Source organism: Streptomyces sp. NPDC096193, assembly GCF_040302905.1.
GTDB lineage: Bacteria > Actinomycetota > Actinomycetes > Streptomycetales > Streptomycetaceae > Streptomyces.
Map to the genome: position 1 here is coordinate 1 of NZ_JBEOSJ010000014.1, position 16,243 is coordinate 16,243.

General features: G+C 69.6%; 16 protein-coding genes and 2 pseudogenes. 8 read left to right on the forward strand and 10 right to left on the reverse strand.

Annotated features, from left to right (window positions below; translation table 11 throughout):
- Positions 1–170 precede the first annotated feature (170 nt).
- The 3 genes and pseudogenes from ABTX78_RS36170 to ABTX78_RS20670 form a co-directional block, all read right to left on the reverse strand.
- Positions 171–227 (reverse strand): annotated as a pseudogene (locus tag ABTX78_RS36170) (hypothetical protein); the annotation flags it as partial.
- Between the two features lie 459 nt (positions 228–686).
- Positions 687–1,589 (reverse strand): serine hydrolase, encoded by a 903-nt coding sequence (locus tag ABTX78_RS20665; protein WP_352208233.1) that lies wholly within the window; start codon positions 1,587–1,589, stop codon positions 687–689.
- Positions 1,586–2,536 carry a LysR family transcriptional regulator gene (locus ABTX78_RS20670; protein WP_352208234.1) on the reverse strand — a complete coding sequence of 317 codons (951 nt, stop codon included), beginning with the start codon at positions 2,534–2,536 and terminating at the stop codon, positions 1,586–1,588. The genes ABTX78_RS20665 and ABTX78_RS20670 overlap by 4 nt, the downstream gene beginning before the upstream one ends.
- Before the next feature lie 164 nt (positions 2,537–2,700).
- Here ABTX78_RS20670 and bla point away from each other — a divergent pair, with 164 nt between their 5' ends.
- Positions 2,701–3,657 carry a class A beta-lactamase gene (bla, locus tag ABTX78_RS20675; protein WP_352208235.1) on the forward strand — a complete coding sequence of 319 codons (957 nt, stop codon included), beginning with the start codon at positions 2,701–2,703 and terminating at the stop codon, positions 3,655–3,657.
- Positions 3,658–3,763: 106 nt separating this feature from the next.
- On the opposite strand, the gene ABTX78_RS20680 is transcribed toward bla, so the two are convergent.
- A complete protein-coding gene (locus ABTX78_RS20680; protein WP_352208236.1) occupies positions 3,764–4,222 on the reverse strand; it encodes a hypothetical protein in 459 nt (152 codons plus the stop codon).
- A 171-nt stretch (positions 4,223–4,393) separates the two neighbouring features.
- On the opposite strand from ABTX78_RS20680, the gene ABTX78_RS20685 reads away from it, so the two are divergent.
- The gene (locus tag ABTX78_RS20685) at positions 4,394–4,945 is read left to right on the forward strand and encodes a YciI family protein (protein ID WP_352208237.1); all 552 of its coding nucleotides are present in this window, start codon (positions 4,394–4,396) and stop codon (positions 4,943–4,945) included.
- 38 nt (positions 4,946–4,983) lie between these two features.
- Here ABTX78_RS20685 and ABTX78_RS20690 read toward each other — a convergent pair whose 3' ends face one another.
- Positions 4,984–5,529 carry a hypothetical protein gene (locus ABTX78_RS20690; RefSeq protein ID WP_352208238.1) on the reverse strand — a complete coding sequence of 182 codons (546 nt, stop codon included), beginning with the start codon at positions 5,527–5,529 and terminating at the stop codon, positions 4,984–4,986.
- Between the two features lie 387 nt (positions 5,530–5,916).
- On the opposite strand from ABTX78_RS20690, the pseudogene ABTX78_RS20695 reads away from it, so the two are divergent.
- Together ABTX78_RS20695 and ABTX78_RS20700 are read left to right on the forward strand one after the other, a co-directional pair.
- A pseudogene (locus tag ABTX78_RS20695) lies at positions 5,917–6,911 on the forward strand (endonuclease/exonuclease/phosphatase family protein).
- Positions 6,912–7,054: 143 nt separating this feature from the next.
- Positions 7,055–7,438 (forward strand): MmcQ/YjbR family DNA-binding protein, encoded by a 384-nt coding sequence (locus ABTX78_RS20700; protein WP_352208239.1) that lies wholly within the window; start codon positions 7,055–7,057, stop codon positions 7,436–7,438.
- A 434-nt stretch (positions 7,439–7,872) separates the two neighbouring features.
- On the opposite strand, the gene ABTX78_RS20705 is transcribed toward ABTX78_RS20700, so the two are convergent.
- Both ABTX78_RS20705 and ABTX78_RS20710 read right to left on the reverse strand, forming a co-directional pair.
- The gene (locus tag ABTX78_RS20705) at positions 7,873–8,325 is read right to left on the reverse strand and encodes a hypothetical protein (protein WP_352208240.1); all 453 of its coding nucleotides are present in this window, start codon (positions 8,323–8,325) and stop codon (positions 7,873–7,875) included.
- Between the two features lie 75 nt (positions 8,326–8,400).
- Positions 8,401–9,330 carry a hypothetical protein gene (locus tag ABTX78_RS20710; RefSeq protein ID WP_352208241.1) on the reverse strand — a complete coding sequence of 310 codons (930 nt, stop codon included), beginning with the start codon at positions 9,328–9,330 and terminating at the stop codon, positions 8,401–8,403.
- 525 nt (positions 9,331–9,855) lie between these two features.
- Here ABTX78_RS20710 and ABTX78_RS20715 point away from each other — a divergent pair.
- From ABTX78_RS20715 to ABTX78_RS20725, 3 genes are all read left to right on the forward strand, one after another.
- Entirely contained in the window at positions 9,856–10,824 is a 969-nt protein-coding gene (locus tag ABTX78_RS20715; RefSeq protein WP_352208242.1) for an AraC-like ligand-binding domain-containing protein, read from the forward strand.
- A gap of 523 nt (positions 10,825–11,347) precedes the next feature.
- A complete protein-coding gene (locus ABTX78_RS20720) occupies positions 11,348–11,494 on the forward strand; it encodes a hypothetical protein (protein ID WP_352208243.1) in 147 nt (48 codons plus the stop codon).
- Positions 11,495–11,947: 453 nt separating this feature from the next.
- Positions 11,948–12,505: a peptidase inhibitor family I36 protein gene (locus ABTX78_RS20725; RefSeq protein WP_352208244.1), complete on the forward strand. Its 558-nt coding sequence runs from the start codon at positions 11,948–11,950 to the stop codon at positions 12,503–12,505.
- Positions 12,506–12,684: 179 nt separating this feature from the next.
- Here ABTX78_RS20725 and ABTX78_RS20730 read toward each other — a convergent pair whose 3' ends face one another.
- Positions 12,685–13,113, reverse strand: coding sequence for a TIGR03668 family PPOX class F420-dependent oxidoreductase (locus ABTX78_RS20730; protein ID WP_352208245.1), 429 nt, complete (start codon positions 13,111–13,113; stop codon positions 12,685–12,687).
- A gap of 18 nt (positions 13,114–13,131) precedes the next feature.
- On the reverse strand, positions 13,132–13,956 hold the full coding sequence (locus ABTX78_RS20735) for an LLM class F420-dependent oxidoreductase (RefSeq protein WP_352208246.1): 825 nt from the start codon (positions 13,954–13,956) through the stop codon (positions 13,132–13,134).
- 250 nt (positions 13,957–14,206) lie between these two features.
- Between ABTX78_RS20735 and ABTX78_RS20740 the strand changes: the two genes are divergently transcribed.
- Positions 14,207–15,745 (forward strand): glycosyltransferase family protein, encoded by a 1,539-nt coding sequence (locus ABTX78_RS20740; RefSeq protein WP_502993914.1) that lies wholly within the window; start codon positions 14,207–14,209, stop codon positions 15,743–15,745.
- Here ABTX78_RS20740 and ABTX78_RS20745 read toward each other — a convergent pair.
- Positions 15,735–16,175, reverse strand: coding sequence for a hypothetical protein (locus ABTX78_RS20745; protein ID WP_352208247.1), 441 nt, complete (start codon positions 16,173–16,175; stop codon positions 15,735–15,737). The two genes, ABTX78_RS20740 and ABTX78_RS20745, sit on opposite strands and share 11 nt — an antisense overlap.
- Between the last annotated feature and the right edge of the window lie 68 nt (positions 16,176–16,243).

Consider the following 16,243-nt stretch of genomic DNA (forward strand, 5'->3'; position numbering starts at 1 on the left):
GGGTCTCGCTCGCCCTCACGGCCGGCTTCGTCCTCGCGCTGCTGCTCGGCCGCAGGGAGTTCTACGCGAAGGGCGACCGCACCACCGTGACGGTGGTGCGAGCCGGTGCGTGTTGAACCGCGAAGGGGACCGGCGTACGGCACGAGGACGGATGCGTCCGAGACGACCTTGCCGCTGTCCCACACGTCCGGGTGGGACAGGCCGGCGGCGCTGGTCGCGACACGCACGTGGTACGCGCTCTGCCGCTGTTCCCGGCCGGGCCGAGGTCATCGGCCGGCTCAGGCGCGGACGGGCGGCGTCGAGCCCCAGCGGCTGCCGCACGTACTCGACCGTCGGGGAGGCGATCCGCAAGGCGCTCGGGCCCGCGCGTCCCGCGGCGGGAGAGGGAACGGCCACGGCCGGTCCGGCGCCGGCGGCCACGGCTCCCGCGGTGGCGACGGCGCTCGCGAGGATGTTCCTTCTACTGATCACAGCGGCCCCTGGAGGGAGAAGGTGAGGCGATTCACAGCCGCGAACGTAGGGCGCGTATGGCGGGCGTCAATGCGCGTGCGCGCCCTTTCGGACGTGTGGAGGTGACCTGCGGAAACGGCCGAGGTGCCGGCAACTCGGTTTCATTGAAAGGTGAGCGAACCCTTTCACTACTCGGCCGACCGTGGAGACACGGGCGGCTCCGGGCCGGCACTGGGCTACAACTGCCGCAAGTGGTCCCGGAGTCTGCGGGCCACCTGAGCCATGAGGGCATCGGCGCCCGGCTGGGTACTGGCCGGAACGAGCGACTCGGTGAAGACGGCGACGGCGAACGCCTGACCGTCAAAGTGCTCGACGACCCCGACCTCGTGGCGGAGGTTGAGCAGGGTGCCGGTCTTGGAGGACCAGGAGGTGGCGTCGGAACTGAAGTCGGGGGCGAGCCGGTGCCGGAGCATGTTCTGGGCCATGAGGTCGCGCACCCGCTCGGCCACCTCGGGATGGATCACCGACGGCGTCCACAGCGCCTGGAGCAGATCGACGTACGCGCGGGGGCTGCCGGTGTTGGCGCGGGTGGTGTCGAGTTGCGGCACCCGGTGTCCCCGGCCGCTGGTGCCGGCGTCGATCGCGAGGGCGTGCGCGAGATGGGCCTCGGCGGCGTCGAAGCGTTCCACAGGTGTGTCGGACAGCTCGCGCATGCCGTGCCGGACGGTGATACCGCGCAGACCGAAGCGGTGGAGGATCTCGGCGACCCGGGCAGGCGGGGTGAGGTCGAACAGGACGTCGGCGGCCGTACCGTCACTCACGCAGGTGCTCAGATAGAGGAGGTCGTCGAGCGCGATCCGGGCGGGGTGGCGGAAGCGGCTCAGTCCGGTGGGGCCGGGCGTGGTGATCCGTCCTGGGCGCACGTCGAGCACGGTCGCACCGTCCAGCTCACCCAGCCGGATACGCTCCGCCGTCGCCAGCGCGAGCGGGACCTTGACCAGGGAGGCGGCAGGCAGTTGGGTGTCCGGCTCGATCCCGAGCTCGTCGCCCGTGTGCAGATCCCGGACGAGCAGACAGCCGTGCAGACCGCCGTCGTGCAACTCCCGGCGCAGGCCGCTCAGCAGGGCTTCGGTGCTCACGCCGAGGTACCTCCGGTGCTGCCTGCCGGGGCGCCTGCCGCACTGCCTGCCGGTGCACGTGTCGGGCTGCCTGCCGGTGCGCCCGCTCCGAGGCAACGGGCGATGGCCTCGCCCAGGCGCGCTTCGACGGTCTGGGGATTGCCGTCACCGGCGGCGACGAGAGCGAACCCCCTGCTGAGCGCGATCTCGCCGATGGGCCGCCAGTGCAGGGCGAGTTCCTCGGCCTGCGCGGGCGAGCACAGCAACAGATCCGGTGAGCAGAGGACTTCCGCCGCCGCGGATGTCAGATCGGCCGCGGCGGCGAGCTGGGCCGGGCGTAAGCCGACCGCGTCCCGCAGCCGGGTGAGCGGATCACGAATGTGCGGCACGTCGTCTTCCGGCTGGATCCAGACACGGGATGCGGGATCGACCGAGGCGCGGCCGACCCGCAGAGTTTCGAGGTAGAGGCGCTTCACTCCGGGATGCCGGGCACCGGCGAGCCCGAGCGGCACGGACCATGTCGCCTCGTCCGCCGGCACGGCCAGCAGCGCGGCCCGCACCTGCTGCGCATGGACGAGTTCCCTGCGCCGGGCGGGAGCCGCGACCCGCAGGTCGAGGGTGACACCGTGCCCCCGTGCCTCGGCGACGAGGCGGGCGAGGGAGGCCACCGGGCAGATGCCGGGCACGGCAAGCCGCCACGGTTTGAGCCTGGCGGCCTCCGACTCGTTCAGCAGCACCTCGGCCGCCTGCACGAGCTGCCTGGCCGTCGGCAGCATGTCCCGGCCGAAGGGGGTGAGGACCGCTCGCCGCGAGGTGCGCTCGAACAACTGCTCACCGAAGCGTTCCTCCAGGGCGGCGACCCGACGGCTCGCCACCGGCTGCGACATCCGGGCAGCGGCGGCGCCGACGGTGAAGCTCCCGTGCTCGCTGACGCTGACGAACGCGCGACATGCTGCCACCAGATCCACGGCCCGACCCTATGTCATTTCGGCATGGAACAGCGCGGGACCGTATTGGACCGCATGGCCATCGGAAGGTGAGGGTGGTCCGGCACAGATCACCACGCACCGGGACGGAGCCGAGCTCTGTCCCCTACGTGCCCCGCGTGCGGGGCGCCCCGGAGGTTCGGAGCATGCACCACACCCGCGTCCGCCACGCCCTTGCCGGCGCGCTCGCCACGCTCGCGCTCGTCCCGCTGGTGGCCTGCGGCGGCCCGCAGGAGTCGCCGTCGTCGTCCCCCTCCGGGTCGTCCCCCTCCGGGTCGTCCTCGTCCGCCTCGCCGGGGAGTACGCGTACGGATGCGAATGCCTTCGTGGGCGAACTCACGGCACTGGAGCGCAGATTCGACGCACGACTCGGTGTGTACGCCATCGACACCGGCACGGGACGGGAGGTGGCCCACAACGACGGCGAGCGATTCCCGTACGCCTCCACGTTCAAGGCGCTGGAGGCCGGTGCCGTACTGCGCAGGTACTCCATGAGCGGGATGGACCGGGTGATCACCTACTCCAGGGACGACCTGATCGCCAACTCTCCCGTGACCGAGAAGCACGTCGAGACGGGGATGACGCTGGCCCAACTCTGTGACGCCGCGGTCCGTTTCAGCGACAACGCGGCGGCCAATCTGCTTTTCGACGCGCTGGGCGGCCCCCAGGGGCTGGGCGCCGTGCTGAAGGAGATCGGCGACGACGTCACCCGGATGGAGCGCCGCGAGCCCGAACTGAGCCGATGGACCCCGGGCGACACACGGGACACGACCACACCGCGGGCACTGGCCGAGGACCTGCGCGCCTTCGTCCTGGGAGACGTCCTCGGCAGGGCCGAACGCGCACAGCTCACGACGTGGCTGCGGACCAACACCACCGGAGCGAACCTCATCAGGGCCGGGGTCCCGAAGGGCTGGGTGGTCGGTGACAAGACCGGCACGGGCAGCGGCTACGGCGCCCGCAACGACATCGCGGTGGTGTGGCGGCCCGACGGCGCCCCCATCGTCATGGCGATCATGTCGAACCGCGCCGAGAAGACCGCCGAGCACGACGACAAGCTGATCGCGCAGGCGGCGTCGGTGGTCGCGAAGTCGCTGTCGTAGCGGCGGATTGCTGTACGACCGTGCCGGCTCCGCGCACTCCGCACACCGGCACCGGCAATACCCGCGATCTCACCGATGTGCCGGGTAGGGCTCCGGTCCCATCCCGTCAGCAGTTCTGACCCTCTGCCTCGACGAACGCGTGCGAGCGGTACTCGGTGAGGGCGTCCTCCTTGGCGTACCCGTACACATCGACGCACTTTCCCGCTGCGCCGTAGACCACCACACCGCCGGCATAGTGCTCGAACGTGCCGCCGTCCCTCCAGACGGTCTTCCAGTCCGCGCGTCGGATGGAAACTGCCATGGGGTGTTTCCCGTTCATCTCGTCCGTCACCTTGGCGCAGAACGTTCCGCGGTTCGCGGGCGAGTACCAGATCCGCAGCAACGGCCGTCCGGGCCTCCCTTCCCAGTTGTCGGTCATTTTGCGGGTCACGATCTCGGCTCCGGAGCAGGTGCTCACCGGACCGCCGTATCCGGGAGGTGCCGCTGCCGCCGCCTGCGGCGCTGTCAGGGCCACGCCCGTCATGGCGAGTACGGCCGCGCCTGCCAGAGTGAGTGCACGCTTCATGGGTCCCCCTGAGTGTCGGATACGGATGTCTCGCCGTTGTCCTCACCAGACATTCCGGCGGACGGAAAGGGGTAGCGCTGAACCGGCCTCCCTGCGGGTCGCGTTCGCGCCATCACTTCGCGAGGCGACCCGTCGTGAGACCGCCGGCCCCCGTGCTGAAGACTGTGGACCATGGAGTTCTTCTGCTACCACCGCGACCGCCCGGGTTCCCTGGAGCTCCGTCACGAGCTGCTGGAAGCCCACTGGTCCTACATGGACGGGTACGCGGCGGAGATGATCGCCCGTGGCCCGACCCTCACGGGCGACGGCGAAGTGCCCACCGGCAGCGTGCACATCGTCGACCTCCCGGATCCCGCCGCCGCCCGCGCGTTCGCCTTCGATGAGCCCGGTTACCAGGCGGGGGTGTACCGCGACGTGCTGCTGCGCCGGTGGCGCAACCTGCTCGGCCGCACCATGTGGGACTTCGCCGGTGGGCCTGATGACGGCAACCGGTATCTGGTGCTCGGCCTCGGCACGGGGCAGGCCGCCGACCTCACGGTGTCGGGCGGCCGGGACGAGCTGATCGCCTACGGGCCGCTGCTGTCCGACGACGGCTCCACCTGGGTGGGTACGGCCGCGCTGCTGCGGGCACCGGACCAGGACACGGCACGCGCCGTCCTGACCCCGGAGCGGTACGCCGACATCGAGGTTCACCCCTGGCAGTTCGGTGGCCGAAGGTCGTGAACTCCCGTACACGGGAAGGAAAAAAGCCCGAGTCGGGGTCAGCCGGTGGTTGGTGAGGCGTCCGGGCACCGGGCGAAGTCGGCGAGCGTGCGGAAGTCGTGACCGCGCAGCCCTATCCGCGGATTGACATGGTGCAGCAGCCCATGCCCGCGGTGGTGGGCGGTCACGTACTCCTCGTCCAGGCCGCTCTGCTCGTCGTCCACCCAGGCGAAGGCACGGCCGTCCGCGAAGTCCACCAGGAGACCTGTCTTCCAGTGGACCCCGTCGGGCCGTTCCTGGAACAGGGCGTCGCCGAAGTCGACGTAGGGGAGTTCGGGAAGTCCGAGCACCGGGGCTATCCAACGGTTGGCATCGGCCATCCATGTCGTCGCCCAGCACAACTCGTAGCCGAGCCCGAGCAGGGCCGGCCCGTGCTCCGGGTTGAGCCACACCCGCAGGGGGCGCCGCCGGGTCGAGAGTCCGTCCGGGGTCCCGGCCGGCCGGGGCACTCTGAGTGTGGTGTACCCGTCGGGACGCCTCTCCGGTTTGGCCGCGTAGGGGTTGAGAGGACCGTCCACATCGAGGAACAGCAGTGGTCGGCTCATGCTCACCCCCCGGCTCTGGTTGGTCTCGGCCCCCGTCAGGGGAGCGTAACGTCACCGGCCTCCCGCCGAGTCACTCCGATATGGCGCCGGGACGTCCGGGCCGGTCGAGGCCACGGGTGCAGAACGAGAGCCGGGCGCGACCGGCGTCGCGTACGCCTGAAGGACGACGGTGGTGTTCACCGACCGAGCACATGCGGCGGTGTGCCCCGGGCTGATCAGTCGCCGCCCGCAACCAGATCGTCTGATCATGCGTGGTACGGAGCACGGCGTGCGCTCACGACCGCGGCGCGGGACGAGCACCGAACGGATGGGTCGACCTTGGTGGGGCGGACGAACGGCCTTGTGGCATCGGGTAGTTCCGCTGCGTCCTCGGAGGCGAGGGCCGCGATCGCCCGGCGCAGGCCGACCCTTCTCACGCCGTGGCGCCGCGGCAAGGACGAGAAGCACCCATCGCCTTGGGCCCGCGGGCGTGTTCTCGCCGCGCTCGCCGTCCTGACCGCCGGACTCCTGGCCTTCCCCTCCGCCGTACCCAACACCGCGGTTCGTCTCGGCAGCCTGCTGGAGGCCTTCCTGCCATGGCTCGGCCTGGCCTTCCCCATGCTGCTCGGGCCGGCCCTGCTGCGCCGGTCCGCCCTCGCGCTGGTGGCCCTGCTGCTGCCCTCGGCCGTCTGGGCCGGCCTGTTCGGCGGGATGCTGCTCGGGGAGGGCCGGATGACGTACGACTTCCTGGCCGTGCAGCACAACGTCAGCGATGAGAACACCGACCCCGCGGGCACCGCCGCCGCCCTGGCCGACTCCGCACCGGACCTCATCGCCCTGGAGGAACTGACGCCTGCCGCTCTGCCGGCCTACGAGAGAACGCTGGAGTCGGCCTATCCCCACCACACGGTCAGAGGCACCGTCGGGCTCTGGTCGGCGTACCGCTGTCGGACGTCCGGACGGTGGACATCAAACCGAAGGGGATCGGGGACGGCTGGAGCCGCGGGCTGCGTTCCACCGTGCGGACGCCGCGCGGCGACCTCGCGGTGTATGTCGCCCACCTGCCCTCGGTCCGCATCGGACCCAGCGGGTTCGGTTCAGGCCGACGGGATGAAAGCGCTCACCTGCTGGGTGCGGCCCTCAGCGTGGAGAAGCTGGACAAGGTGGTCCTCCTCGGGGACCTCAACAGCACACTGGACGACCGGGGACTCGCGCCGGTCACCTCGAGGCTGACATCGTCCGAGCAGGGATTCTCCTTCAGCTGGCCCGCCGGATTCCCGGTCTCCAGGATCGACCACGTCATGGGCCGTTCGGTGACGGTGACCGATGTGTGGACCCTGTCCGCGACCGGCAGTGACCACCTGCCGGTCGCGGCCGGCATCGACTGGGAGCCCCAGCGCTGACCGGCCGCCGCCGGACCGCGTACCGGCTCGGCCGAACCACCGTGCGACGCGCCCGCCACGACCCGCCCTCACGCGAGCGCCCGGCGGATACCCGCCGCGAAAGCTAGCGTGGGAGCGACGGATCGCTCGATCAGGAGGACGGCATGGCGGCACCACCGAAGGCCGCGCTGGCGAAGTGGAACAAGGTGCGCTCCTTTGCCCTGGGACTGCCGGGTGCCGGCGAGGAGTTCCCCTGGGGCGAGACGGTCGTCAAGGTCAACAAGAAGATCTTCGTCTTCCTCGGAGTGGCGGACGGCAGCTACCCGTTGGGTGTCGGCGTCAAGCTCAAGGACGAGGCCGTGCACGCTCATGCGCTGTCCTGCCCGGGCGCCGAGCCGTCCGGTTACGGCCTCGGTAAGGCGGGCTGGGTGCAGGTCCCGCTCGCCCAGAAGGGTGCACCCTCGGCGGAGGTGCTCTGCGACTGGGTGGAGGAGAGCTATCGCGTCATCGCGACGAAGAAGCTGATCGCCGAGCTCGACGCCCGCTGACCGGCCGTCACTCGGCGACCGGCCGTCCCCGCTGACCCTCCGGTACTCCGCCGACCTTCAGCCGGGTTGCCGTCCCGACCGCCGCTCACTGTCTCCCGGGCCGCCCCCAGACCGGCCCCCGGCAGACCCTCCCGGCTCCCACAGGCACCCTGTTCGGCACGTGTGGGAACGCATCCCGGCCACGTTCGCCGTGGGAAAGCCCTTGCTGTTGATCAGGGAAAGTGTTGCCGAGGGGCAATGTTCTGGCGTTCGCGCGCCGACACCGCCGCATGCCGGTCCAGGCCCGGGATCGGTGTGGGGAAAGTAGACGGCGCCGCTCACCAGCCGCCGGTGAAGGTGGGCTCCACCAAGCCCCGACGTCTTGCGGGGATGCCATGAAGGCGGCATCCCCGCAAGGTACAGGCCCGTCAGCCTCGGCTACGGGGAAGCGGAGGTCAGGTCGCCCACCTGTCGCAGGTGCTGGCGCTCACCCAGCGGTACGAGCTGATGGAGTTGTTGGCCGAGTAGCCGCTGGTGAAGTAGTTGTTGGTGAGGTCGGAGGCGTAGCCCTCGTTGCGGGAGAGGCAGGTGTGGCCGCCGGTCCAGCCCGTGCCGGTTCCGTTGAAGAACTGGACCTCGTAGGAGTTGCCCTTGTTGAGGATGGACGACGCCTTGTTGGTGTCGCTGCCCTGGAAGCTCTGCGAGCTGTCGCCCCAGTTTGCGTCGTTGCCCGTGGCCCGGCCGAGCTGCCCGACGCAGTCGACACTGTCGTAGGCGTACATGTAGCCGGCCACCGCGCCACTGTAGTTGTCGGAGCAGGTCTCGGCGGCGTGCGCGGCGGAGACGGGAATGACGGTTCCGAGAGCAGCCATGGCCAGGACGGTCAGGGCGGCGGGTAGTTTCCTCACGGGTACAACTCCTCGATCATCTGTTGGGTGGGACTCCCCGCGGCCATGACGCCACGGAAATCTTCGGTGCGGCACCTACCGGATTTTGAAGTTCCTGGCCCGGGAAAGGGCGGTCATCCTCATCTGCTGATAGGTTGCGAATTCTTCGGGGTAATCGCGCAGCGTCTTTTCTCTGTATTCGCCTTCGAGAGAACGTGCGGTCTCCCCGAGGGATGTCTTGCTGGCGCACTCGGCCTCGGCCACAGCCAATTTCACTTCGGCGCTCTGGGCTTGGGATGCATTCATCCCTTTGACCAGAGAGTCCCGTTTCTGGCGTATGTCGTCCGGGCTCTTGAAGGGGTTTCCCGACTCGTTCATGCATCGGGACCATGCCTTGACCCCCGCGATCAGGCGCTCGTCCCGGAGAATCCGTGGGACATACAGCGGAGTCAGCCCGGTCACGGTCTTCTTGACCCGGAACCAGGTCGGATAGTCGCCGTAGAGCCGCTCCCGCGCTTCGACGTGACAGCCTTGGCGTGGTGTCCGAATGGTGCCGCCGGACGGCAGCTCGACGGAAATGTTGTCGTCGAAGTCGCCGTCGAGTGCGAGGGAATAGCGGATGCGCTCCTGCTCGGAGAGTGCGTTGTGGTAGGTGACGTTGGGATGACTGCGGCGTGTCTTCTCGGCCGCGATGTCGAAGGGCCGACCGTAGCCGTACCGGCGAGCCCAGTCGACGTCGTCCACCACGTACGCCCCGGCCTTGCGTTCCGCGATGCTCGCCACCGGCCCCGGCCAGTAGCGGTGACCCCGGCGCTCCATGCACTTCTCGATGAGCTTTTCCTCAGCGCGGTCGACCTCGACCTCCTCCGCGACGGTCAGGTCCCTGACCTGTTCACCCGCTGCGCCGACCGCTTCGCCTTTCTGCGGCCGTTCCATGTCCTTCGGGTTTCCGCTCCCGATCCCGCAGCCGACTGCCAGGCAGGCGATGAGAGCCGTGCAAAGAAGGGCAGAGGATTTTTCCTTCACTCGGCACATCCTCCCTCGGTGTTTTCTTCGCCATCAGCTCTGGCTGGCCGGCAGTTTGTGCCCAGGAGACCGTGAAGCTGACGTGACAACGCTCCCGCCCTCCGTCCGTCGTGCTCGCGATCGCCTACGTTGGGAAGCGGGTCTCATCGACGTATGGGGAAAGCAATAGGCCTTTTCCATCCTCGGTCCGAGCCGGCGTGATGCAGGCAGAGGATGGCCTGGACAAGGCTCGTGATGCGGATGTGTGACGCCCCTTTTCCTGGCCTCGCCCTTGGACTTTAGGGTCATCTTCGGCTTGGGAGTTTGTCGTCCGTGCAGGGAACTTTGTCACTTGTGCACAGCCTCAAGTTGACGCTGCGTCAGGTGAGGGCCCTGTGTGTGTGCCCGGCGAAGCCGTTGCGCTGCGAGATCGCATCCCGCCAAACTGAAGTCGGGAACCGTCCGTATCAAGGGGGGACTTGTGGGAGTACGGGTCGAGGTGCTGTCAGGCCGGCTCTATGACCGATGCGGACGGAGGTCTGCCTCGTGAGCCCCGTCCTGGACACGGCGTTCATACTGCCGCGGGACCGGGAGGAAGTGGTCCGGAACGCGGTGTGGGAGTCCATGGTGGCCGTCGATATCGATCACCGTCCCGCGGCTGGGAACATCTCCGCGCGCATGGGGCTCGGCACCGTGGGGCCTATCAGGATCTGTTCGGCGCGGTCGACCGCGGTCACGATTCGTCGGACGGAGCGGCTGAGCCGGGAGGACGAGGAGCCGGCCGTCACTCTCGGTGTACAGATGACGGGCAGCAGCGTGGTGGTGCAGAACGGTCGCGAGTGCCTGCTGAGACGGGGAGACTGCGCCGTCTACGAATCGATCGCTCCCTACACACTTCTCTTCGACGAGGGAGTCGACCACCGCTTCATCCGTTTCCCCCGCGCGGCACTCGCGCTACCCGACCGGTTGCTACGAGACATCACCGCGGTCCCCTTGGGATCCGACAACGCGGTTGCGCGCCTCGCCTTCACCTACTTCTCCCAACTGGCCGTCAGCGACGAATTACACCAGGGTGTGCACGCCGATGCCGTCGTGGCACCCAGCGTCGAACTGCTCCGGGCCGCCCTGACCTCCCAGCACGGTAACTCCAGTCTGGCCAGGTCGCCGTTGGAGGCGACACTCAGCCTGCGGATCACTCAATACCTTCGGCAGCGTTTGGCTGATCCCGATCTGTCGGCGGCACGGATCGCCGCCGCGCACGACATCTCCGTACGTCATCTCTACGATGTGCTGTCCCGGTCGGGCATCAGCCTCGGAGACTGGATCCGTACACGCCGCCTGGCTGAATGCAGGCGAGAGTTGTCCGGCCCGAACGGCCGGCTGCGGACCATCGCAGCAATAGGACGAAGGTGGGGCTTCGTGGACGCGACCCACTTCAGCAAGGTGTTCAAACAGGCATACGGGCTCTCGCCTCGGGCCTGGCGCGACCACAACCACCCCCGCTCCTCCGCGTGACCAACCTTGGACGCTCGGCCCGGGGCCAGGTCGGGCCGAGGGCCGCCGCCATCCCCTCGCCTTCGTCCCTGCGCGCTCGCCGCCTGCGCGGTACTGGCCCGGCGCACGTGATCAACCCCGACAGATCCACTGAACGCCGCCGCCCTGCCCCCCAGGCCCCTGGAGAGGATCACCATGAGTCGTCCGGGGCGGACCGCTGAACAGGAAGCCGGCGTGAAGCGCTTTTCGCGATGAGCTCCTTTTCGCGATCCTCGGGGATCCTCCTTTCCGTGGTGCTCATCGCCATGGGGAATGCCGGAGGATGGCCTCTCCTCGGGATCGTCGTCATCACCCGGAGTGGAGGGTTCCTATTCCTCAGGGGCACACGCGAAAGCCGGCCTTGATGGAGATCCACCATCGCCACTCCGCTCGTCGCGTCGTGAATCGGCCCTGCGGTTCAGGCCGGGTTACGGCACATGGTGCGACGGCTTGGCAGGCCGTCGAGCCAGTGTGCTGGAGTTCAGCGGGCGCGGTTTCTCGTGCGGTGAGTGCCGACGTGCCGGCCGAGGCCGCCGTGCGGACGACGGACTACGGCCACGCGGTGGGCAGGACGGCAGTCCTGTTGCGGACCCTGTCGACTGGACCACTGTCCTGCAAGGGCATGGACGGCGTCCCGATGTCGGTGACCTGATCGTCGTGGCGACTGCCTTCTCCGGGCCTGCGTTGGGCCGGTGCCGGTGCCGGTGCCGGCGCAACAAGCCGTAGCCGTCGGACGGCTGGGCAGGGGGCGCAGTCCCTGCGCTCCCGGCGCACTCGTGCGCCACCGGGCGGCAGGGGGGCGCAGACGGGGCATCAAGGAAACACCACGGCGGAATTCGGTCAATGCATTTCACGGCATTCACCGAATTCACTGGATCGCGACATGCGGAGTGCCGCACCCCCGATTCCCCGAAAGAATGGCTTGTTCCTCTGCCAACCTTTCGTGCGGTATTGACGGGGCAAGCGTGCCGCCCCTTTAGTTGCCCTTGTCCGAACGAGGGAACGGCCAGGAGGACTTCACGCCCTGACTGACCACAGGGGGACGTTCGACATCATCTCCCTGGGCGCACCTGGCCGGCCCGCTGAATTCGATCAGGGGGAAACAGTGAAGACATCACGTTCCGTCTTGGCCGCGGCCGCGCTGGCAGCGGCCGCCGCGCTGCTCACCGGTCCGGCGCCGACGGCATCCGCTGCCGGGACCCAGGGCGGTGCCGTCGCCGACTACGGGCAGAAGAAGGTCAACCTCAAGCAGGAAGGCTGGGGCGACGCCCGCAGTTGCGTCGTGTACTCCAAGAGCGCAGTGCGCTGCTTCAAGACCCACGGAGAAGCGGACAAGGCACTCGGCTACTCCCGCGCCACGGATCCGCTGGCCCGCAGCCTCGGCACCCAAGCACTGCCGGCCTGCGCCTCCGGCTGGACGTGCCTGTACGAGCACGCGAACGGCGGCGGTCGGCGGCTGATCTTCAGCGACTACTACTGGCACAACCTCAACGAGTACAGCTTCAACGACCAGACGTCGTCCTGGCGCAACAGGCAGTCGGACTCCTACGCCTGGCTCGCCCGCGACGAGGGAGGTAATGGCGGCACGATCTCCATCAGCCCCAACTCCTACAGCTCGAACCTCGGCGCCTACAACGACTGGGCCAGCTCGGTCGCCGCCTGACGCCGATCAGCGGCACAGGGAACGCCTGACGCCGATCAGCGGTACGAAGAACAGCGCTCCGCGCCTGCGGGGTGCCGGCTCGACGCCGGTGCCCCGCAGGCGCCCGTCCGTCCGGCCACAACGCGCTCACGGGGCAACCCGGTTGCCGGTCCGGGCCTCCCGCCGACTCGCCTTGCCGCTCACCACGCCCGCCAGCCGACCCACCGCGCGACGGTGATCACGACGACCGGACCACCGGGCGGCCGTTCCGCGTACTGCTCGTACTTCGCCGTGAGCAGGCCGACCCACCGGGCCGTCTCGGGGCAGCGGTCCGGTGGCGGTAGCACATGGGCCCTGCCGTCCGCGCGGGCCCACCACAGCCGGTCCCAGTCCTCCTCGTAGTGATCGACGATCAGGCACACCGAGGGGTTGGCGGCGATGTTGGCGAGGCGTTTCAGCTGTGTCGTCCGCTTCGGTTTGTGGTCCACGGCCAGCACCACCGTGTCGCCCTCCACCGCGAACACCACCGGTACCAGGTGCGGGCGGGCCGTGGCATCGGCCGTCGCGAGATGGGCGACGCGCGACGCGGCGAACCGCTCCCGTACCTGGGTGCTCGTCAGAGCGGGCATGGCACCCTTTCCCCCGCCTCAGCGGTACCGGGCGGCGACATCGGCCAGCCGGTCCAGGAAGGCACGCGTCTCCCCTTCGGGCATCGTCGGCACGTAGAACAGCAGCCGCTCGACCCCGAGGCGGGCGTATTCCTCGATCTGCTCGGGGTCGTCGGACGCCGCGTACACCGTCACCGGCACTTCACGGTCGGCCAGGGCACGCAGCCGCTCGATCTGCGGACCGAGCTGCTCCGGCGGCACGCTGAGGGCCAGCCAGGCATCGCCGAGCCGTGCCACGCGCGGGAACGCGCCTTCCCCGCCGCCGACGTAGATCGGTGGATGAGGCCGCTGCACGGGCTTGGGCCAGGCGAACACCGGATCGAAGTCGACGAACTCGCCGTGGAACTCGGCCGTGTCCTCGGTCCACAGCGCGCGCATGGCGCGCAGCCGCTCGTCCGTGAGCCGGCCACGGGTCGAGGGGTCGGCGCCGTGGTTCCTCATCTCCTCACGGTTCCAGCCGACCCCGATGCCGAAGATCACGCGGCCGCCGGAGACCAGGTCGAGGGAGGCGACCTCCTTCGCCGTGATGATCGGGTCCCGCTGCGGGATCAGTGCGATGCCGGTGCCCAGCAACAGCCGCTCGGTCACCACGGCGACCGCGGTCAGGGCCACGAAGGGATCGAGGGTGCGGTAGTAGATGTCCGGCAGGTCGCCACCGCCCGGGTAGGGGGTCTGGCGGTCGGCCGGGATGTGGCTGTGCTCGGCGACGAACAGGGAATCGAACCCGCGCTCCTCGAGCGCGGTGCCGAGTGCGGTCGGGCTGATGCCCTGGTCGGTGATGAAGGTCGAGACTCCGAATTTCACGTCGGCTCCGGGGAAGGTCGGACACGGGCAGGAACGGGAGGCACGCACTCCTGACTACCCGCCCCGGGAGGTACGGCTCCCACTGACCACCCGGGTGAACCACCCGTCTCCCCGATCTCGTACGGCACTCTCGCCGGTCCCCGCACTGCGCACCCGACTCCTGCGGGGTAATTTGTGCATGTTTCTACCTCTCCGTCCTGCGGACCGAGGACGAAGGAGGCTCCCGGCCGTCAAGCGCGAAGGGTGGACGATGCCGAAGACGACCGTGCACTCGCGGCGGACCCGGACCACCTCGCGCGGACTGCCGGTGGTCGACAGGCGGTCGTGGAGCCCGTCGGACACGCGGCTGCTCGCGGCCGTGGCGGTCGCGTTCACCGTGCTGCAACTGGTTCTGGTACCGCCGTGGATGGGGCTGGGCTGGGACGAGACGGTGTATGTCAGCCAGGTCGGCGGGCAGGCGCCGGCGGCGTTCTTCAGCGCGCCCCGCGCCCGCGGCGTCTCGCTGCTGGTCGCTCCGATCGCTTCCTGGTCGTCGTCCACCGCCCTGTTGCGCGTCTGTCTGGCGGTGCTGGCCGGGCTGGGGCTGTTCATCGCCCTGCGATGCTGGCGGGGCCTGTTCCCCGTGCGCGTGCTCGCGGCGGGCGGCGCGCTGTTCGTGACCCTGTGGATCACGATGTTCTACGGCCCGCAGGCCATGCCCAACTTCTGGGTCGCGATCGGCGCGTTGGCGGCGGTGGGCTGCTTCCTGCGGGCCCAGGCCGACCGCTCCGCCCGGGCGCCCGTGTGGGGGGTGGCGTGCGGCGCGGCCCTGATGGCGCTGATGCGGCCGACCGACGCGGTCTGGGTCGGGCTGCCGCTGTTCGTGCTCCTCGTGTGCGTACCCGGATGGCGGCACCTGCGGCTGCTGGCCGCCCTGTCGGCGGGGCTGCTGGTCGGGGCGGCGCCATGGGTGGTCGAGGCGTACGTGAGTTACGGGGGTCTGCGCACCCGGATGGCCGAGGCCTCACGCGTGCAGGGCGATCTCGGCTGGAACATCGCCGTGGGGGACCAGTTGCGGAGCCTGAGCGGCCGCACCCTGTGCCGGCCGTGCACCAGCCCGATGCCCGACGTGGCGGTACTGCTCTGGTGGTGCGCCCTTCCGCTGCTCGCCGCCCTCGCGCTGGCCGTCGCGGTCCGGGCCCGGCGCACGGCGCGCACGCTGGTACCGCTGGCCTGCGCCGTCAGTGTGGCCGTGCCGTATCTCTTCCTGATCGGCTACGCCGCTCCCCGGTTCCTGCTGCCCGCCTACGCCCTGCTCGCCATTCCGGTCGCCGACGGGCTCCTGCACCTGGCCGTCGCGCCGAGCGGGCGGTGGCGTGCGGTGGCCGTCACCCTGCTGGCGGTCGCACTGGCCGGGCATCTGGCGGTGCAGTACGCGGTACTCTCACGCACCGTGGAGCGCACCACGGTCTCCCGCGCGGCCTGGTCCCGCGTCGTCGAGCAGCTGCACCGGCTCGGGGTGCGACCGCCGTGCCTGCTGTCCGGGCACGAGTCCATTCCGATCGCCTACTACGCCGGCTGCGCCTCCGCGCACACCCATGGCAACAACGCCAACACCACCGCGGCGGAGATCGGCCGCGCGGCGCAGAGGATGCCGGTCGCCGTGCTCACCACCAGCGCCTCGGCCCTGCCGCCGTACGCCCTCACCTGGCGCGCGTACCGCCTGGAAGACCCGGGTCCGTACCGAGGGCTGTACGTCTACATCGCCCCCGGGCCGACCGCCGGACGGCCGGCCGCGGCTACGCGGTGAACGGCAGCCTGTCGTGGCCGAGTTGTGCCACCAGGAGCCGGCCGTCCGCCCGTACGTTGCACTCGCTGATGACTCGATCCACCTGGCAGACCTCGCCGTCGCGGGGCTCCAGACGCAGGGTCACGGTGACCTCGCCCAGGCCCTGGCGGGGGCCGTCCTCCGCCGTGAGTCGGCGGTAGAGCGTGTTCGGCCAGTGGTCGGGGTCGGCGTCCTGCCACATCGTCAGGCCGGCTTCGCTGAAGCGGCAGGCGTGGCCGCCGTGTGGCTCCTGCAAATACGAATGGCTCAGGGGGAGCGTGCCGAGGAGGGGGGTGAGCCGGGTGCGGAGCCGGTCGTTCTCGATCAGACGGTGGCGCTGCCATGTCCTGCCGCTGGTCACGCTCATCCGCAGTGTGGCCAGGAGATAGGGGTGGCCGTCCGGCGCGGTCACGGGTTCGTCGCCGCGCCACGTGGGCCAGGGGAAGACAGGCACAGGTAACGGACCCCCGTGGTCCGGTC

Coding starts and splice junctions, on each gene's coding strand:
- bla (WP_352208235.1), top strand. CDS start 2,701: ATGCACCACACCCGCGTCCGCCACGCCCTTGCCGGCGCGCTCGCCACG.
- ABTX78_RS20680 (WP_352208236.1), bottom strand. CDS start 4,222: ATGAAGCGTGCACTCACTCTGGCAGGCGCGGCCGTACTCGCCATGACG.
- ABTX78_RS20685 (WP_352208237.1), top strand. CDS start 4,394: ATGGAGTTCTTCTGCTACCACCGCGACCGCCCGGGTTCCCTGGAGCTC.
- ABTX78_RS20690 (WP_352208238.1), bottom strand. CDS start 5,529: ATGAGCCGACCACTGCTGTTCCTCGATGTGGACGGTCCTCTCAACCCC.
- ABTX78_RS20700 (WP_352208239.1), top strand. CDS start 7,055: ATGGCGGCACCACCGAAGGCCGCGCTGGCGAAGTGGAACAAGGTGCGC.
- ABTX78_RS20730 (WP_352208245.1), bottom strand. CDS start 13,113: ATGCCCGCTCTGACGAGCACCCAGGTACGGGAGCGGTTCGCCGCGTCG.
- ABTX78_RS20740 (WP_502993914.1), top strand. CDS start 14,207: ATGCCGAAGACGACCGTGCACTCGCGGCGGACCCGGACCACCTCGCGC.